An 18134-nucleotide genomic window follows, 5' to 3' on the forward strand; every position below is an offset into this window, starting at 1 on the left:
ATGAAAAAGAACTGAAATTTTTTAGTGGTTTACATCCGGTTAGTTCTTCTGCAAGAAGTCGCAAATTGAGCATCACATCATAGCCAGTGCTGCCACTTGTATTACTGTATTTTCATCAAATGCGACTACTACTTCGACTTTTTGATTTTTTGATATAGTTTTTTAAGTTCAGAAAGTACTTCCGGGTATTGTTTTGCGAGATTATTCTTCTCACCAAGATCTGTTTCTAAATTGAATAGCCTGTCGGTTTTTGCCGAGCCTGTTTCCTCTGCATAAGTCGAGGACTTCATTTCAGCGTCAAGAAACTTCCATTTCCCTTTACGAACACCCGCACCATCAAAATAAAAGTCATCGCGTCCTTTTTCACTTTTACCCAAAAGAAGTTCTGTCTGATCTATACCATCTATTGTGCGGTCTGTTGGCACGCTTGCTCCTGAAAATTTGGCAAAGGTCGGCAGGAAATCAATAGTAGCAAAAATCGCATCGGAACTTCGGTCTGCGGGAACCTTGCCAGGCCAGCGCACGATGCAGGGCAAGCGATAGCCACCTTCATATGGTGAACCTTTGCCGTTTCTCAGAGGTCCGGATTCACCCCAGAAAATAGATTCTTTCGGGTGACCTTTTTTCTTTTCATAATACTCAGGCTGATTCCACGGACCATTATCCGATGTGTAGATAACTATTGTGTTCTCGCGCAGTCCCAATTCATCAAGCGTATCTAAAAGCCGTCCTGTTTCGTAGTCAAATTCTTCGACAACATCACCGTAGAGGCCACCGGCCGATTTGCCTTTAAATTTCGGAGATGCATCGATAATGGTATGCATCATGGTGTGTGCCAAATAAAAGATAAAGGGCTTATTTGGGTCGCGCTTATTTTTTAGATAATCTATGGTTTTGTCCGTATACCTACGAATCAGACTTCCCATATCTCTCGTCTCTCCATCTGGCTCATTATTCAGGTGAAAAATACATCTGCCTCCGTCATTTGCTCCCAATGGCCCCCAATAATAATCGAAACCCTGGGCATTGGGCATACGGTCAATAATGGCCTTACGGTTTGATACGTCCCATTTTCCCACACAGGCCGTTTGGTACCCGGCATCTTTCATTATTTCTGCAAAAGTCACCTCAGTTGCCGGCATGCTCCATCCTTTACTGCGTTTCGGGTAACGACCAGTTAGCAATGCCGAACGTGATGGCCCACATACTGCCTGGGCATAAAAGCTGGTGAATTTAGTGCCTTCTGTAGCCAGTTTATCCATTCTAGGAGTCTTGTTTTTTTTATTACCAAAACAGCCGAGATCGGCATAACCTTGATCATCGGTAAAGATAATCAGAATGTTTGGCCTAGCTTTTTTAGATTTTTTTGCTGATGTTTGGTCTGCTGCGAAGCTTCCTACGCAGCACATCACCACTAAGTAAATAAATGTAAAAATTGATCTATTCACTTCTATCTACTTCCTTTTGATTTGATTTCTTCCAGATCGACTTGAGTTTGTGCACCGTCATGGACTTAATAGTGGCGCTGCCGCCATTGACAGTCATGGAAATCTCTTTTACGGGCTCTCCTACTGTTTCAGCCGACCGTGGCAATATAAAATAAGCGCTGCCTTCTTCGGCGAAGATTTCAACTGAAGCTTCGTCGATGTAGACGCGCAGTTCAAAGTTTCGGGGAGTCCCGTCAAGGGAAAAACCTGAACGTCCATGAGGCTTACCATTTTCAGGAATAAAACCACCACGCTTAAAGTTGTATCTTAGCGGTACACCATCGAAAGAAAAAATGAGTTCTTCTGCTTGATCATCTGCTTTAATTGTTACATTGAATTCGACAAGCTTTTGTTTTGGGGATAGCACTACCTTGTTCTCTGCTCCAGAGAGAGTTTTATTCTTCAGTGAACTTAACTCTTTATCGCGCAAGACTTCCAAGTCCTTAACCGGACTTGCAAATAATCTCTGCCCCCTTTGGCTTGTCCTCAAAGTCAATTCCAGTGGCAGGGTGAATCCCTGGTTGAAGGGAAGGTCTTTTCCAAGCTTAAGTGTTCTAACCCAACCGACATAGATGACGCGTCCGTCGGGAGCATGAGAGAAGCATTGTCCGGCATAACAACCGTGAATCGTATCCATCTTGCCCTTGCCTGTACTCTTAAATTCACGACCGTTAAAATCTCCCACCATATAATTGGCATCTGCGCCCATAAGGACCCACTTCATTTTGTTCTTGTCACCATCGACAGGTAACTGAAAGAATTCCGGACACTCGTTGAATCCCTTTACAAAGCAGGTTTCTTCCCATTTTACTAAGTCTTTACTAACGAGGAACTGCATTCCACTATTTCTAGCACCTTCTTTAATAGCAAAGACCACCATCACCCAACTCTTAGTTGGTTCATGCCAGATGATTTTGGGGTCCCGGCCGATCTTCTTGTGAGTATATACTGGGTTGTGCTCCCTCAAGAGTGTAAAGGTGCGACCTTTATCCGTTGAATAGGCAAGAGATTCTCCAAGTTTCGTGTCGGTGAACGCTGCGACGATAGTTTTTGTTTTACCTTTTTGTTTTCCAAGGGTGTTGTTATGGTCAACAAATGCACTACCTGAATAACAGGCCCCATCTGCCATTGACGCGTGGCGCTTCTCCACACCTTTGCCAAAGCCGCGCAGGGCTAACGGGAGTTCCTGCCAGTGAACCAGGTCTTTACTGACGGCATGCCCCCACATCTGATTGCCCATATTATTGCCCATCGGATTGGATTGCCACATGAGGTGGTACTCACCGTCATAGTAGACCATGCCATTGGTGTCGTTATTCCAGCCACGCATCTGGCTGAAGTGAATCTGTGGACGCCCCTTTTCTTGATACAAGGGCATGGTATTTTTAATCTCATCTGAGCTCATAAAGTGCTTAGAGTTTGGATGAGACACTTTTACTGTTTTGCCTTTATATTCACTTAGGTCTATATGTGCCCACCAGGCGATTTGGCCTTCCTTGGCTGCAGTCTTAGCTCCGCAAGAAAAAATCAAAACGTCATCGACACTGACCGTTAATTTCCCCGGTCGGATTTTTGCATCATGATTTGCTATAGGAATCAGCAGGTATTTGCCGGTAAGTTTGATCTCTCGATCTGCTGCGAAGGCACTAAAAGAGCTTAGGCATATAATTGCCATGAAAATCGCAACTGATTTCACTTCCATTGGTTTCATAAAAAATAATTTCACTAATAAACTCCTATTTTCGCGTCACTTTCACATAAGTAGCACAAGCGATAAGCTCACCACTTTTATCTAGAAAGTTTGCCGTTAGTTTGGTCGTTCCTTTTTTCAGGTTGGCGCTGAATTTCGCCACTGTATCTTGCGATTTCACATCGATCGTCTTGTCATGGCCTGCAATTAGCAACTGTGCTTTGCCAATTGGCAAGGCACCAAGTTTTTTATTAGCTCTATAGCCTTCAATCATCGTCTTTCCCGACTCTTCCGGCCAACGGCGCAGTTCAATTTCGTACTCCGCATCGCGATCAACGATAAGATTCCAGAACCCTTTTGCCTTTTTGTTAATGAGATCGTGACGAGTATCACAGTATTCACCGACCCAATCGCTGGCATAAAGTGTTACCGGGTTCTGGTAATCTGTTCCGATAATTAAGTAGCGCGTCTTATTCCACTCAGAGTAAGCGTCAGCATACCACTTGTCATAGTGACCTGAAAGTTGTTTCGTGATTTCGGGAAACTGTTTACTTACATTTTTGTCCTGATGAGGGTCTTCACTAACATCGAAAAGGGCCAGAGAATTGCGGTATCTATAAAGACGCCACTTATCCTTCATAACTACGGTATTATCCCACTTCTCACATTTCTCACCAAATTGACTTACGCAAATGCGTTCTTCTAATTTTTTCTTACTGCCTTTTAGTAAGCCAGCGATACTGACTCCGTCAAGTTTGGAAACATCGCCCTTCAGGCCGCAGAGGTCAGCCAGAGTCGGCAGCAAGTCCTGAACTATAGTCAGCTCTGAAATATCAGTACCATGCTGTAGTTTACCATCAACCCAGCGGACAAAGAGGTGCACGCGGTGCCCACCTTCCTGATTGGAGCCTTTCTTATTATTCATGCCTGCATTGAAGATTTTCATAGCACTAGAACTACGAGTTCCGTTGTCGGAAAGAAAGAGCAGGATGCTGTTGTCACGAAGTCCGGATTCTTTAAGAAATGCTTCAAGTCGGCCAATATTTTCATCAATATTGGCAACCTGACTATAGTACCCCGTATGCATTGGTATACCCTTATATTTTCCTTTATAGGGTGCTTGAAATTTCTTAGGCGAATCATCCGGAGCATGTGGAGTATTTGTCGGAATATAGACAAAGAAAGGTTTCTTTTCATCCTGGCATGATTTCATCCAGTTCATGGCTTCGTCAAAGAAAATATCTGTGCAAAAGCCTTTGTATTTTTTATCGACGCCGTTGTGCATCAGAGTCGGATCGAAATAACGGTTTCCCCAATAATCGGCAAGTGATGTGATGCCCCAGGCACGAAAAGAGAGCACTTCTTGAAAACCCCTGAATCGTGGAGGATGAGGGTAAGAGTCACCCAAATGCCATTTCCCAAACATGCCTGTTGCATATCCGGAATCAGCAAAGTATTTTGGCATCATTTTATGCTCATTTCGAACCAAAGAAAGCCCCTGACAGACACGAGTCGCACCGTTACGCATAGCATCAATCCCAGTCATCAGTTGGCCTCGCGTTGGCGTACACTTCGATGCCACATGGAAATCGGTAAAGCGGACTGATTGACTGTACAGCTTATCCATTTCCGGCGTTTTGAGAACCGGATTACCGTGTGCTGAAATATCACCATATCCCTGATCATCGGTTAGAATAACAATAACATTCGGCTTGTCTTGAGCCCATGTCTTTGTTGTCGCTATTATGGAGAGTACTCCTATAACGATAATTGTAAAAAAAATCTTCATTTCTCCTTTCCTTTTAAATTTTACACATGGAGCGCGATTAAGTTCCATATCTTGATTATTTGCTTATCTTCTATTGAGTTTATACAAGTAATTTGATTGAAGTGGACGTCATGATGAAAATTAATTGAAGGATTTTAGTTTAGCTATCACCTGAATCCGTGAGCTGGCTTTGAAAGAATCTCATGAAGCTTCGTCGATGTAGACGCGCAGTTCAAAAGTGCGGGGAGTCCCGTCAAGGGAAAAGCCTGCGCGACCGTGCGGCTTACCGTTTTCAGGAATAAAGCCACCACGCTTAAAATTGTATCTTAGCGGTATATCATCGAAAGAAAAATGAGTTCTTCTACTTGATCATCTAATTTAATTGTTACATTTAATTCGACAAGCTTTTCTTTTGGGGATAGCACTACCTTGTTCTCTGCTCCAGAGAGAGTTTTATTCTTCAGTGAACTTAACTCTTTATCGCGCAAGACTTCCAAGTCCTTAACCCGGCTTGCAAACAGTCTAGCACCTTTTTGACTTGTTCGCAGAGTTAATTCCAGTGGCAGGGTGAATCCCCGGTTTAAGGGAAGGTCTTTTCCAAGCTTAAGTGTTCTAACCCAACCGACATAGACGACGCGTCCGTTTGGGGCATGAGAGAAGCATTGTCCGGCATAACAACCGTGAATCGTATCCATCTTGCCCTTGCCTGTACTCTTAAACTCTCGATCATCAAAATCGCCCACCATGTAATTTGCATCAGCACCCATAAGTACCCACTTCATGTTGTTCTCATCACCATCTATAGTCAGCTCAAAAAAATCAGGACACTCGTTGAATTCCTTTACAAAGCAGATTTCTTCCCATTTAACTAGATCTTGGCTTACCAGAAACTACATTCCGCGATTTGACCGAGCCGCAACTTTTTTTTTAGCCATTCATTCTCAAGCTGAAGCTTTCCTACTTCTTTATAAAGAGGATTCAATATTTCTTCTTTTTAACTTTCTGTCACTTCAGAAGATTTCGTTTTTTTCTCAAAAATCTCTGAGGCATTTTTTGTCAGTTCAGACTTCCACTGACTTACCATTTTGATATAAATACCATGCTCTGATGCTACCTCACTAGCGGTTTTGAGTCCTTGAATTGCTTCAAGAGCTATCTGAGCTAAATTGATTACGGTATCTTCGGCGACTTTTGGCCATGATGCGATCCTCGTTTTATGGAGTTTAGGCTAACTTACATCATTGTCTCGTTTATGGGATCCACTATAGCTCCAAGGAATTCAATTTGAGCTCTGAGCTACTACTGGTAACATTAAAATGAGGTTTTAATTTCATCTTAAATGAAAAATAAATCATACTGTACATCCAAAAAAGAAAAAAGATTGGTATATGGAAGCAATCAGCATTTCTACATAATCAAATTAGAGGATTTATAATGGTTACAGCAAGTCACAATTTTAGTTCACCTTTAAAAGAAAAACAAACTTTCACTCTGCTAGAACTACTCGTGGTAATTAGCATTATAGCAATCCTTGCTTCATTACTTATACCTGTACTCTCCAAGGCTCGTGAGGCCTCCAGGTTTACTGTTTGCAAAAGCAATCAAAAACAAATCGGTATGGCTTATATATTATATACTACAGATAATAATGGCTTCTACCCAGGGATGTTTGAGCTCCATGGTCCTATAGGCTGGGATGATGCACTAGCTCCCTATCTCGGATTAGACTATACGATAGCGACAGGCCCCACCTCTGAATCAGCGGTATTAGCGTGCCCTTCAGATGATGTTCCCCGAGGAAATAACAGCTTTAAAAGAAGTTATAATGCCAGCCTATATTCCAGCACAGCCAGTCATCTATTTAATGGTTTAATGGGATATCCGAGTGATGGCACATACGAGTCTGTAAAATCCACGGATGTCACCAGTCCGGCTTCTGTTGTTGTCAGCGGCGAAACCTGGGCCAACATGAACCGACAGGGAGCTGGCTATGACAATCACTCTAAGCTCATACTCCCTTATTATCAGCTTCTAATCAATAACACAAATGATATAATTCGAGGTTTTTTTCTTTGTCATGATGGCAAGGGCTTGGCCAATTTTTCCTTTGTTGATGGCCACGTTGAAGGCATGAATGGCAAAAAGCTTTTTCAAGGCCAGGAAAGCCCAGGTACAACTCTTAGCGCTGGCACAATGTTTGATCATCAAAGATAAGAGAATTCTTTTAATTTAAAAGAGTATGCACCAGAGAAGCATTGGGGATGAAAGGTTTTTTAGTTTAACTTAATTTAGTACTGACTATAGCTTTACCCTCGGAAAACAAAGAAAACAGTCTAGTCATAGGCACAGATATTAAGGCTTTACAAAAAGGTCTATACCTGTGTAATATACATGCCAAAACAGCATCTGTGATAATAGATAGAGAATCTTACACCTTTGGGTGAAACCAAGAAGGAATAAGCTTCTGCAAATCAACTCACTATCACTAAAAATGGAGAAAGAACCATGAACAAACTATTTAAATTCGCAATCGCACTTATCGCCACAGGAACTGTCACCACTGCAACTTGCTTTGGAGGAACTACTGATAAAGACAGTAAAAAAATCACTCCAAAAACAGCAAGCACTGATAAAGTCATTAAAACCTTCACGCCAAAAATGGCAACACTTACTGAAGGAGCAGAGGTTAAGTTCGTGAAAAACAGCCCAGCTTTCGGTAAAGATGAGACAATGATTTTGAGAAAAAAAGATATAGAAGCGACATACACTTTTGAGATCACTGAAGTAGGTAAGTACTACTTTAATGCAGTCGTGAGAACTGGCACATCATTAAAATCCGATGAGAATATAGCCCGCAACTACCAATTTCAATTTAAAGGTAAGCAACACGGAACAACGTTTGTCAAAACGATTAAGCAAACGAAATTCGAAGATAAGAACTACGCCGTCACAGTTGGTCTGATACAAAGTGGTCACTTTTTAATGACCAAGGGTAAACACAGTATCACTGTCGTCAACAAGGTGGCAAATGCGGCTCTGTCAACGCTTACTCTTCTTAAGAAGAAAAACTAAGTCCTTCAAACCTCAACAGCATCAAGAAGGATAAAGCATATTGCTTGATGGCAAGAGTCAAATAATTACGAGAAGCATAGGAAAATAATGAAAGAAAAACTAATACTATCAATACTTCTCATGGTCACAGCAGCTGTGCATGCAGCTCAAGGTACTCATGAGACAAAGAAGCCAAACGTAATTTTTATCCTTACTGATGACCAAGGCTCTGGTGATTTGGGCATTACCGGTCATCCGTATCTGCGAACACCAAATATTGACCGATTGGCAAAAGAAGGAACACGTTTTACGCAGTTCTATACTAACGCCACGGTCTGTGCTCCGAGCAGGGTTGCCTTTATGACGGGGCAATTCCCCGTTCAGCACAATGTACACCACATCTATATGAATCATAAATTTAATGTCAAACGCGGTATTCCAGACTATTTGGATCGCGATGCATTTACAGTAGGTGACCTTATGAAGCAAGCCGGTTACGATACCGCTCATATCGGCAAGTGGCACCTGGAGGGAAGAGATCTCAAAAGTCCTCCTTCGCATTACGGATTCGATGAATGGCTGGTCACCCATGATGCATCTGCCAGCCCTTCCTACATCAAACGTTTCAACTCAACAGAACACAATGTCACCATGGCAAGTCACTGGATTGTTGACGATGTTATTGAATATCTGGAAAAACAAAAAAAATCAGACAAGCCGTTCTACCTGAACCTATGGACCTTAGTGCCTCATGGTTTGTTGAATCCTTCGAAAGAGGAACTTGCTGAATATAAAAACCTGAACGCAAATTCTGAAGACTTTAAATCGTGGATGAAGGAGTATGGAGAAGACGCAGAAAACTTTACTGAACAGATGAAGGTTTATTGTGCAGCTATGACAAGTACCGATAAAGCCATCGGCAGACTGCTTGACTACCTTGACGAATCAGGTCTATCAGAAAATACCATCGTCTTTTATACTTCAGATAATGGCCCTGAAGACTACAAGGTCGGCGATGCCACAAATGCTGGGGTGGGTTCTTCTGGTATATCACGCGGAAGAAAAAGAAGCATGTACGAAGGCGGCGTAAATGTACCGGCAATTGTCCGCTGGCCAAACAAAGTTAAAGCCAACCATGTGTCAGACGCTATTTGGAGCGGAGCTGACTGGTTGCCAACCCTAGCCAAGATTTCAGGCGGCAAGCTGCCACGCACTTATAAGTCCGATGGAGAAGATGTTAGCGATATTCTTTTTGGCAAAAGCAAGGAGCATAAGAAGCCATTATTTTGGGAATGGAAATATGAAGTGATGGGAAATAAAAAATATAATCCGCCACAATTGGCAATTCGCCAAGGCGATTGGAAGTTCCTGTGCAAGCCTAATGGCAGTGCTGCTGAACTATACAATATCAAAAAAGACCCTGCAGAAAATAATAATTTAGCTTCCAAAGAAACAAGTATTGCCAACAATATGAAAACAATATTGCTTGAGTGGAAAAAGACTATTCCGACATCGGCATACTAACCCAAGGAACAAGTCATGAGAAAGATTCTATTACTGGCCACATTCATTATAGCAGGCGCAGGAGCTGTGAATGCCGCGCAAAGGCCCAACATCATCTGGATGTTTTCTGACGACCATACACGTCAGGCCATCGGGGCATACGAAGGTATTTTAGCGAAACTCAGTCCTACCCCAAATCTTGACCGCCTTGCAAAAGAAGGCATGAGGTTTGATCGTTGCTATGTAGAAAACTCCATATGTGCGCCAAGTCGTGCGGCTTTGCTGACGGGAAAATTCAGCCATAAGCACGGTAAGAAAGATAACATCGGCCGTTTTGATCACAATCAACAGACATTCCCCAAAATACTTCAAAAAGCTGGTTATCAGACCGCAATCGTCGGCAAGACCCATCTAGACGGGAAAATCCAGGGTTTTGATCATTGGGAAACCCTGCCTGGTCAAGGAAGCTACTACCAGCCGTCATTTGTAACTAAAAAGGGAATGATCCACGAAAAGGGCTATGTTGCAGATGTGATTACCCGCAAGTCCATTGACTGGTTGAATAACAGCCGCGACCCAGAAAAACCGTTTATGCTGATGATTCATCACAAAGGTACACACCGTACTTGGATGCCGGCTTTGCGCCATATTTCAGCCTTCAATGATATTGAGGTTCCATACCCTGCAAACTTTTGGGATGATTACGGTACTCGTGGAACTGCAGCTCGCGTTCAAGAAATGACTGTTAAAAGCAAAATGAACATGAGAGATGACCTTAAGTTAAGACTGCAGAGTACCGCAAAGAGCAAAGCGATCTAGTCTGATAGATATGTCACTGCCTGAGCAAACAGACTGTGATTGTTGACTGAAATTATTACTTCTTAGTTTTGTAAGGCCTGTCCTTGTTAATTAATTTATCTTAATCAATTACGAGAGAATTGAGGAGCCCGGCCAAGTATATTGGTGCGTTAATATGGCCGTTTTCATACCGTAAATTGTTCGCACTGAGTTTTATTGCTAATTCTGGTTGGTACTTTTTTTTGTATGTTGCCAAGCTTTTTGCTTGAGTTCTCTTCCCTGATTTAACCTCTACCGGAATTACTTTGTTTTGGTTCTCAATCAGAAATTCTATTTCGCTTCGGTTATTCTGCCATGAAAATAATTCGTCCCCATATGAACTGTGGAGTTGTTGTGCAACGAAGACCTCAGCAATAAAGCCTTTATAGCTTCCGATTTGCTGGTCTATAACAGCATTCATCCCTAAATTCAGTTGTGTTACTAGCAATCCAATATCAAAGAAGAACAACTTAAATAAATTATCTTTTGAATAAGCAGATAGAGGTAACTCAGGCTTCGATGCAATATGTATTTTTCTTGCAAGTCCAGAAGTGACCAACCACTCAATAGGTCCTTGAAGTTGTATGAACTTAGATTGACCAGGTAACACATCTTTGAAATAGTATCGCTGTGTTGAGTCGTCGTGAACTTTCTGGAGTTGTTTTGCAATATTTTTAAATACAAGGGTGATCTTTTGAGCATTTATTTTACCGGAATACTTAGCAAAGTCCATTGTATAAGCCTTTAGTAAGTCTGAATGCACTGCCCTCGCTCTTGAAAGGGCCTTATAGAGATCTTGTTTTTCTGAAAGGTATTCTACAACCGCTTCAGGCATACCTCCAACAATAGTATATTTTTTGTATTGATCCCAAAGCAGGTTGTGAATACTATCATCTATTACATGAAGTGTAACGCTATCGTGTATCGCTTTATAAAGATATGCATTCGCTTCTCTTAAAAATTCATCAAAAGTCATTGGATACAGTGTGAGAAAGTTAACTTTTCCTACTGGGAATGGGTATTCACCCCGTTCAATGCCGATGTGTGAACCTGCACAGGCAATTCTCATTTCCGGGTGCTTTTCACAGAAATACTTTAATGATGATATCGCTTGCGGGCAGTCTTGAATCTCATCAAAAATTATCAAGTCATCAACACGATTTATTGCCTTGTTAAAATAAGCTTCTATACGGAAGAGGATCTTCTCTGTATCGTACGCACCATCTAGGAAAATTGAGTGTAGCTGTTTATCCTCAAAATTTAAATAAAAATAGCTGGATGATAAGCTCTCCCCAAAGTCCTTTAGAATGTATGTTTTCCCAACTTGCCGTGCTCCTTGTAGCAATAATGGCTTTCTTCTTGTGTTATTTGACCACTTAAGTAATTCTTGTGTTATATTTCTTATCATATTGGTATTTTATACTAGTTGTTGTTTTTATTTTAAAGATCATACTCTACACAAAGATTCCTACTAAATATATCTTTATTCGCATGAAGTTTTACTCCTAAATCTTCTTTATCTACATGAAGACTAGTCCTTAATGTATCCTTATCTGCATGAAGATTAATCCTTAATATATCTTTATCTGCATGAAAGAACAAGTATAATATATCTTTTTATGCATCAAACATTATTATTTAGCGTAAAATGTCTTTCCGTTAATGGTACTGGATTCTCACAGTCAAGATCCTGACTGTCCACCATCAGATAAGCATGAATGTAATAAATTAACATCGCTTCTGGTGAAGCAGTATAACAAGCGAGGTGATAAATGAGTGCATTTGAATGAGCCGCGGGTGCCGCGGGACAGGTTCCGTTTTAATGACTCTCCGTTGTCAAGGTTGGCATCGTGAGTATTTTCAGGAAATGTAGTGACAGCTATACTACCTCTACTTCAGTCAGGTTTTATTTGTTATTTCGGGTAATATGAATAACTTACAAAAATCGCATTTTTCTATCGGACATGTCTTTCCCGTAATTTTAGGTAGGGTCATAATTTTAGACAAGACGGGCTACATCTGTAGTCTAGACTACAGACGTAGTCCGTCAAGGGTACTTTTTATTTCCTTTCTGTCATGGATTCGGGTATATGGCTCCGGGGACGTAACATATTTAATTTTATTAATTACGTACCGGGGCCATTCCAAGATCCTCTAATTATCATTTTCCCAGATCGAGCTGAGCTGATACATTTTCACTTCGCTTACTGCCGATTCGCCACCTTTCGCGCTGCAGGTGAGGATCGGCTTCTTGGGATCGTTCGGGACACGCACCATAAAGTAAGCGGCGCCTTCGTTGAGTGCCAAATCAGCCATGCCTCGGTCGAGCAGCATCCGCACCTTCAACTTAACCTTCATCGCGTCGGTAACCGTGAAACAGTAATTTCCTCACCGGCAAGCGAGCTTCCCCAAACGGCAATCTCCTTACCTCTTTGCAGGATCATATTATCATCTAATACCGGCGGCAGCTTTATTTCTGCCAATAGATTCGATACCAAAGTGAGTGAAAATAAAAAATAAATGTGGTTATTTTAAACAAACTATTCTCCTTTTAAATATTTGATTTCTGCATTGAAGACCAAGGATTGGCAAATCGTCTTTCTTAAACAAGTTAGCGTGGTTTGGATTTCAAGTGCGAAATGGACAACACCGCCATACACCCTGCCAGCAGGCGGCAATGCCGAGAAGTAGAATCAATTTTGTCATTCTCTTCATTTTTCTACACGGAACGTGATGGTGCTCGACAACTATTTATCCTTAGCCTGATGTTGGTAATAAGGGAAGATCTTAACGCGTTTGGCTCAGTTGGTCCATTCTGCCTCCATGGCTTTGGTCAACACAGCTATAATTTTTGATAAAGGATAGTTAGATACTTTCATTATTTTTTCTCCGTTGTTGATTTTTATTTTACTTTTATAGTGAAAGGGGAAGCAGGCAATTTTTCTTTATTGCCCAGATTGACATCGAGATTTTCTTTTCCCATATCAACTTCAGCACCGTAGCGAACAACCGCAGGATTTGCAACATTGGTTGCCGTCACAACGACATAATTGTCTCGAATCACCGCGGTGGCTTCAACAAATTTCTTGGAGTTAGAACTCACGTAAAAACCACGTAAAGCTTGTCCGTCTATGGCAGCAAGTCCAGAACCGATATGTTTGAATGACAAGATAGCCTTTGAGCCATCAGACTTGGCTGACTGGATGACCGGCCCTGAATACACCAGATCATTTTCACCATACACATTGGCTCGTGCGGCCAGCGCCAGACGATGTCCAATCGGCGCTTTCGTTGTCGGATGAACCGGGTGGTTCTTAGGGTTCCAGTCTTTAGATAGATCAATCGTTACCGCCATAAATGAATGAGGGATCTTTTGCCACACTTCTAACTGGGCAAGACGGAACTGGTGCCGATGCTGATCCTCATAACGAGTCAGTTGAACTAGATAGAACGGCAGTGATTTGTCTCCCCAACTAGAGCGCCAATCGTTGACCATAGCTGGGAACAGTTTCTTCTGTTCCTGAGCACGCTGTGAATTGCCTTCCCCCTGGTACCAGAGGAATCCTTTCACCGGAAATGGCATGACTGTTTTGAGCATTCTTTTGTACAGGTACGATGAGGTTTTCCGCATTGGAAACTTTGGGTCCTTTAGTTGAGCTGCCTGATATTTTTCCCAACCTGGGTACCCCTGCTTCATCACGCTTGGGCTACTCCACGTTTCAGTAAATGTCCCTCCATAGGCGCACTGAACTATTCCTACTGGTATCTTTTGTGTGTCTTGAATTTCACGAGCAAAGTAGTAGGCGACCGCACTGAATCCACCTGTAACACGCGGTCCTGCCGTTAACCATGTACGTCCTAGCGGCAACACGGTATTTTCAAGTACAAGTGGTACTTTGAAAAATCGAAGTTCACGGTTCTTCGACGCTGCAATTGCCTCTTTAGCTCCTTTACTCTCAACAACCCTCATAGACATATTTGACTGCCCTGACGCAAGCCACACATCACCTATCAGAATCTCATTAAGCTTACGCTCAAATCCATCACTGCTGGTAATTGTCATCTTCGAAGGCTTTGCATTTGCCGGCATTGCAGGATACGTCACTTTCCACTTTCCATTTTCAGCAACACACTCACGCTCAACGTCATTAAAACTGACCGTCACAGTAACGCCGTCCTTCGCCTGCCCCCAAACTGAAATCGGTTTATCACGTTGTAAAATCATCCCACTTGAGAAGAGATCGGGCATAACAACACTCTGCTTGGGAGATCCGCTGACGTGACACTGCCCAATGATAAAATCCACGTCTCCAACAACGGTGATACGAAAATCGTTATTCTGACAACGATTGCGAAAAAGGGCATCCTTCAACGTCCATTTCACAGTTTTCCAGGTTCCCGTATCGCCAACCTGAAAGGTCTTTCCCCTCTTCAACACTCCGGCACCATACTGATGCTTCACCAACTGATCTGATGAATCATACTGTAGAAAGAGCGAAACATTTCCTCTATCAAGATAGGTCAGCGAAATCGTTACTTCTGAGGCATTGCCGTTTTTTAATAACGAGTCCTGAATATTAAAGTAAAAATATCGCTCTTGTTGCGGTTTATTAACAAAGCTTTGCCACCCGATTAATCCGTTAATATCAACCCGTTTCACGGGCCCGAATGCCACCAGCTTATTCAATGCTACTGCATCTCCCTCACTGCAATGGTACCCAAAAAAATAGGAGTCATCATCAGAGATAAATTCTGTTGGCGACAGGAGAGGATTCATAGCGCTAGCCATTGAACTCAAAGCCAAAAAAATCATTAACATTTTATTCATCTTAGACTCCTTTATGCTCTATCGTCACCATCTCGTGTTGATCGGCGTGTCGATGATGTTGGGCCTGTCCTGAGCTGGAAGGGCTTGATCGGCAGCTTGAAGCTGCCCAATGGCGCATAATGCTGAGATGCCTGCCATTGCGAAGGTGATGATAGATTTCATTGTCTTGATATCCTATTTCTGTTATGTTGCTATTTAATATGATCCCAAGCGGATTTGAGCTCGTGCACAATAATGGAGTCAAATTTCATTGCATCTTCTCCTTCAATGGCAATTTTATGATTGTCTTTGTCTATCAGGGTAACAAAGCTTCCCGCCACCTGACCGTTATTGATAAAAACCTCAACTGAGGCTTTGTCAATCAGAGTGCGAATGATGGCCTTGCCATCTACGGTTGGAGCAGGAATATGCCTGATGCTGTCATCTTTTTCATACTTCTGTTTCTCTTTGGGAAGCTTTGCGATCTCCGCATTCTTGGCTGCTATCCTAGCCTTGCGAGTCATGTTGGTGAATATAATAAGCTTGTTTTTTGCGTTATAGGTAATTTTCTCTCCACGCACATTCAAATCGAAACTACCCGACGGTGCGAACTCTACTGTCATGTCAATCAGTTCGGGGCTGAGTGAAGCAAGTTTTGCGTTGGCTTCTTTTGCAGAAATATTCTTGAGGGTTTCGCTCTTGGCGTAGAGGGATTCAATCTCCTTTACAGGGTTTCGGAACATCCGAATGCCATCGGGAGTTGTGCGAAGACTCAATTCTACGAGGGTTGACATCTGCTGGGTAAAGGGCATCTTTGCCTTGGTAAATAGGTCGCGAGTATTCATCCAGCCACTTTGACCAACATTGTGCGAATCCGGTCCCATGCGGGTACTCCATTGGAAAATGGGCTAATCCGAGCGATGATAACATTGATGTCATCTCGGCCTAAATCTGCTCGTAATTGGGCAATAACTGCCTTTAAGCTTTTCTCATAATACGCATTATTATCATTACCTTTCATGCCATCTGCTTCGCCCTGTAACCAACAAAACGTAATCGTTTGGAGTGTCTCACCTTTTGTGTCAGCTTTAACAGTATCTATTAGCTCCTTATAGATATCACCAGCTTCCCCTCGCGTAGAAACACTAACCAGACGACCTTCTGGCTTTTTCCATTCTTTATGCCACCTCCGTATCGGCTGACCACTCTTCGCGACCTTGACGACAATTACGTTCTTCTTCCCGAATTTCTTTTCGACAATCGGAGAGAAGTCTTTACTGTGATTCATTTTAGCCATATTAGACTGACCCGAAAGTATGAATAAGTGTTTTCCCTGTGTAGCTGCACTCGCACTTGTGTATGTTAGCGAAATAAATACGACTGCTATTAATAGGTAACTCATGGCTATGATTCCTTTTTGCTTCTTCATAGTTATTCTCCTTCTTATTTTAAGTTATCTATTCTCTGACATAGGGCTGTTCAGCACTAACATTTTCAACTACTAATGCACACTAATGAAACAGCGTTTTTTACGCCGCATACTCGGCTATTCAGATTAGTATCTCAAACTCTTATAACATATCATTTTTGTAGCGTAGGTTTTCCTTTAAGGAATCCCAGGCTACCTTTCCAGTTATCAGTGTGAAAGGGGGATGCGGGAAGCCCTGATTTATTCATTAGATTTGGATTGGCGAATTGGTGCCAGCCAAAGCGGACATTTTTGGGTTTCTTTATATCTGCAGACTCCACAATAACAGTGTCACCGCGTATTTCGGCTTTAGCAGGAACATATTTGCCATCATCACCAGCTATTTGAAATTCGTTTAATTCCTTTCCATCGCGTGAAACAAGTTCTCCATCTGTGTACTCAAAAGAGAGAATAATTTTGCTTCCCGATATTTTCATAGATTTATAGAGCGGGCCAGAAAAAACAACTTTTTTACCATAATCTTTGGCCAGTGCCCAACGAGCCAAACGCTCACCTACATCCAACTTATTTCTAGGGTGTATATTCTTAACATTACCTATATCTGTAACCACAACCATTCCCGTTTTAGGAATAGAGAGTGATTTACACTGAGCCTCCCATATAGCTGGTTGTTGTCCCGCGTACTTAGGATGATTACAGGGGGCTATTTGTACAAAGTAAAAAGGCAAACTTTGATCATTCCACTTATTGCGCCAACCTTCTATGAGGTCTTTCTGCTTATCATAGTATGCTAGACCCGTTTTTGTTATGGCATTTGTTTCGCCCTGATACCACGTGAAACCCTTGATTGGAAAATCATGCAGAGGTTTGATAAATTTATTGTAATGATGGCCTTTTTTCAACAGCCAGGTTTCTATTGGTGAGCCTCCGACAGAAGCATTAATTAAACCTATTGGCACGTCAAGCTCTTTATGCAGTTTCCTCCCAAAATAGTAAAGAACCCCAGAGAATTGTTTAACGCTTTCGGGATTGCATTCACTCCAGGCTTTATCTTTATTCCTATTAAGCAAACGAATATTGGGATACTTTGCGGCGGCTATGGCCTCTTTTGAGTTATCAGTTTGCTGGAGAGGCCAGGCCATATTTGACTGCCCGGAGCCTATCCACACATCACCAATAAGGATATTCTTTAAGGTGATGTTATTGATCCGCATTTCCTGACTTTTAGCATTCACCTTCTGGGCTGGAAGAGCAACTTTCCAATTACCTTTTTCATCTGCTTTTGTGGTGACTTTCTCACCGGCAAATGAAACAGTAATTTCCTCACCGGCAAGCGAGCTTCCCCAAACGGCAATCTCCTTACCTCTTTGCAGGATCATATTATCATCTAATACCGGCGGCAGCTTTATTTCTGCCAATAGATTCGATACCAAAGTGAGTGAAAATAAAAAAACAAATGTGGTTATTTTAAACAAACTATTCTCCTTTTAAATATTTAATTTCTGCATTGAAGACCAAGTATTGGCAAATCGTCTTTCTTAAACAAGTTAGCGTGGTTTGGA

The 18134-nt window shown here is 42.1% G+C and carries 15 protein-coding genes; 4 read left to right on the forward strand and 11 right to left on the reverse strand.

Annotation, left to right across the window (positions count from 1 at the left end; genetic code table 11):
• Nucleotides 1-128: 128 nt before the first annotated feature.
• The 4 genes from PQO03_RS18015 to PQO03_RS18030 form a co-directional block, all read right to left on the reverse strand.
• Complete coding sequence (locus PQO03_RS18015; protein WP_274152286.1) at nucleotides 129-1448, reverse strand: sulfatase-like hydrolase/transferase; 1320 nt, start codon at nucleotides 1446-1448, stop codon at nucleotides 129-131.
• Complete coding sequence (locus PQO03_RS18020) at nucleotides 1441-3213, reverse strand: glycoside hydrolase family 32 protein (RefSeq protein ID WP_274152288.1); 1773 nt, start codon at nucleotides 3211-3213, stop codon at nucleotides 1441-1443. The genes PQO03_RS18015 and PQO03_RS18020 overlap by 8 nt, the downstream gene beginning before the upstream one ends.
• A gap of 10 nt (nucleotides 3214-3223) precedes the next feature.
• Complete coding sequence (locus PQO03_RS18025; protein ID WP_274152290.1) at nucleotides 3224-4966, reverse strand: arylsulfatase; 1743 nt, start codon at nucleotides 4964-4966, stop codon at nucleotides 3224-3226.
• 305 nt (nucleotides 4967-5271) lie between these two features.
• Nucleotides 5272-5832 (reverse strand): glycoside hydrolase family protein, encoded by a 561-nt coding sequence (locus PQO03_RS18030; RefSeq protein ID WP_337993456.1) that lies wholly within the window; start codon nucleotides 5830-5832, stop codon nucleotides 5272-5274.
• Between the two features lie 547 nt (nucleotides 5833-6379).
• On the opposite strand from PQO03_RS18030, the gene PQO03_RS18035 reads away from it, so the two are divergent.
• From PQO03_RS18035 to PQO03_RS18050, 4 genes are all read left to right on the forward strand, one after another.
• Nucleotides 6380-7159 carry a prepilin-type N-terminal cleavage/methylation domain-containing protein gene (locus tag PQO03_RS18035; RefSeq protein WP_274152291.1) on the forward strand — a complete coding sequence of 260 codons (780 nt, stop codon included), beginning with the start codon at nucleotides 6380-6382 and terminating at the stop codon, nucleotides 7157-7159.
• Between the two features lie 291 nt (nucleotides 7160-7450).
• Complete coding sequence (locus PQO03_RS18040; protein WP_274152293.1) at nucleotides 7451-8017, forward strand: hypothetical protein; 567 nt, start codon at nucleotides 7451-7453, stop codon at nucleotides 8015-8017.
• A gap of 87 nt (nucleotides 8018-8104) precedes the next feature.
• Nucleotides 8105-9520: a sulfatase family protein gene (locus PQO03_RS18045; protein ID WP_274152295.1), complete on the forward strand. Its 1416-nt coding sequence runs from the start codon at nucleotides 8105-8107 to the stop codon at nucleotides 9518-9520.
• Between the two features lie 15 nt (nucleotides 9521-9535).
• Nucleotides 9536-10318: a sulfatase-like hydrolase/transferase gene (locus tag PQO03_RS18050; RefSeq protein WP_274152297.1), complete on the forward strand. Its 783-nt coding sequence runs from the start codon at nucleotides 9536-9538 to the stop codon at nucleotides 10316-10318.
• 100 nt (nucleotides 10319-10418) lie between these two features.
• Here the strand turns inward: PQO03_RS18050 and PQO03_RS18055 are convergent, their stop codons facing one another.
• The 7 genes from PQO03_RS18055 to PQO03_RS18085 all read right to left on the reverse strand — a co-directional run bounded on the left by PQO03_RS18055 (nucleotide 10419) and on the right by PQO03_RS18085 (nucleotide 18047).
• Entirely contained in the window at nucleotides 10419-11744 is a 1326-nt protein-coding gene (locus tag PQO03_RS18055) for an ATP-binding protein (protein WP_274152298.1), read from the reverse strand.
• Between the two features lie 746 nt (nucleotides 11745-12490).
• Nucleotides 12491-12694, reverse strand: coding sequence for a hypothetical protein (locus PQO03_RS18060; protein WP_274152299.1), 204 nt, complete (start codon nucleotides 12692-12694; stop codon nucleotides 12491-12493).
• A 544-nt stretch (nucleotides 12695-13238) separates the two neighbouring features.
• Nucleotides 13239-15164: a sialate O-acetylesterase gene (locus PQO03_RS18065; RefSeq protein WP_274152300.1), complete on the reverse strand. Its 1926-nt coding sequence runs from the start codon at nucleotides 15162-15164 to the stop codon at nucleotides 13239-13241.
• A 24-nt stretch (nucleotides 15165-15188) separates the two neighbouring features.
• Nucleotides 15189-15326 carry a hypothetical protein gene (locus PQO03_RS18070; protein ID WP_274152301.1) on the reverse strand — a complete coding sequence of 46 codons (138 nt, stop codon included), beginning with the start codon at nucleotides 15324-15326 and terminating at the stop codon, nucleotides 15189-15191.
• 29 nt (nucleotides 15327-15355) lie between these two features.
• Nucleotides 15356-16027, reverse strand: a complete 672-nt coding sequence (locus PQO03_RS18075) for a GH32 C-terminal domain-containing protein (RefSeq protein WP_274152303.1) — start codon at nucleotides 16025-16027, stop codon at nucleotides 15356-15358.
• Nucleotides 15985-16572: a sialate O-acetylesterase gene (locus PQO03_RS18080; protein ID WP_274152305.1), complete on the reverse strand. Its 588-nt coding sequence runs from the start codon at nucleotides 16570-16572 to the stop codon at nucleotides 15985-15987. Before PQO03_RS18080 ends, PQO03_RS18075 begins: the two co-directional genes overlap by 43 nt.
• A gap of 152 nt (nucleotides 16573-16724) precedes the next feature.
• Complete coding sequence (locus PQO03_RS18085; protein ID WP_274152307.1) at nucleotides 16725-18047, reverse strand: sialate O-acetylesterase; 1323 nt, start codon at nucleotides 18045-18047, stop codon at nucleotides 16725-16727.
• Nucleotides 18048-18134 lie beyond the last annotated feature (87 nt).

Origin of the sequence: Lentisphaera profundi (assembly GCF_028728065.1) — a bacterium.
GTDB classification, from domain to species: Bacteria; Verrucomicrobiota; Lentisphaeria; order Lentisphaerales; family Lentisphaeraceae; genus Lentisphaera; species Lentisphaera profundi.

Excerpts from the sequence above, each read along its gene's own strand:
- PQO03_RS18060 (WP_274152299.1), bottom strand. The coding sequence starts at position 12,694 with ATGAAGGTTAAGTTGAAGGTGCGGATGCTGCTCGACCGAGGCATGGCT.
- PQO03_RS18045 (WP_274152295.1), top strand. The coding sequence starts at position 8,105 with ATGAAAGAAAAACTAATACTATCAATACTTCTCATGGTCACAGCAGCT.
- PQO03_RS18080 (WP_274152305.1), bottom strand. The coding sequence starts at position 16,572 with ATGAAGAAGCAAAAAGGAATCATAGCCATGAGTTACCTATTAATAGCA.
- PQO03_RS18070 (WP_274152301.1), bottom strand. The coding sequence starts at position 15,326 with ATGAAATCTATCATCACCTTCGCAATGGCAGGCATCTCAGCATTATGC.
- PQO03_RS18040 (WP_274152293.1), top strand. The coding sequence starts at position 7,451 with ATGAACAAACTATTTAAATTCGCAATCGCACTTATCGCCACAGGAACT.
- PQO03_RS18065 (WP_274152300.1), bottom strand. The coding sequence starts at position 15,164 with ATGAATAAAATGTTAATGATTTTTTTGGCTTTGAGTTCAATGGCTAGC.
- PQO03_RS18075 (WP_274152303.1), bottom strand. The coding sequence starts at position 16,027 with ATGGGACCGGATTCGCACAATGTTGGTCAAAGTGGCTGGATGAATACT.
- PQO03_RS18050 (WP_274152297.1), top strand. The coding sequence starts at position 9,536 with ATGAGAAAGATTCTATTACTGGCCACATTCATTATAGCAGGCGCAGGA.
- PQO03_RS18035 (WP_274152291.1), top strand. The coding sequence starts at position 6,380 with ATGGTTACAGCAAGTCACAATTTTAGTTCACCTTTAAAAGAAAAACAA.
- PQO03_RS18055 (WP_274152298.1), bottom strand. The coding sequence starts at position 11,744 with ATGATAAGAAATATAACACAAGAATTACTTAAGTGGTCAAATAACACA.
- PQO03_RS18025 (WP_274152290.1), bottom strand. The coding sequence starts at position 4,966 with ATGAAGATTTTTTTTACAATTATCGTTATAGGAGTACTCTCCATAATA.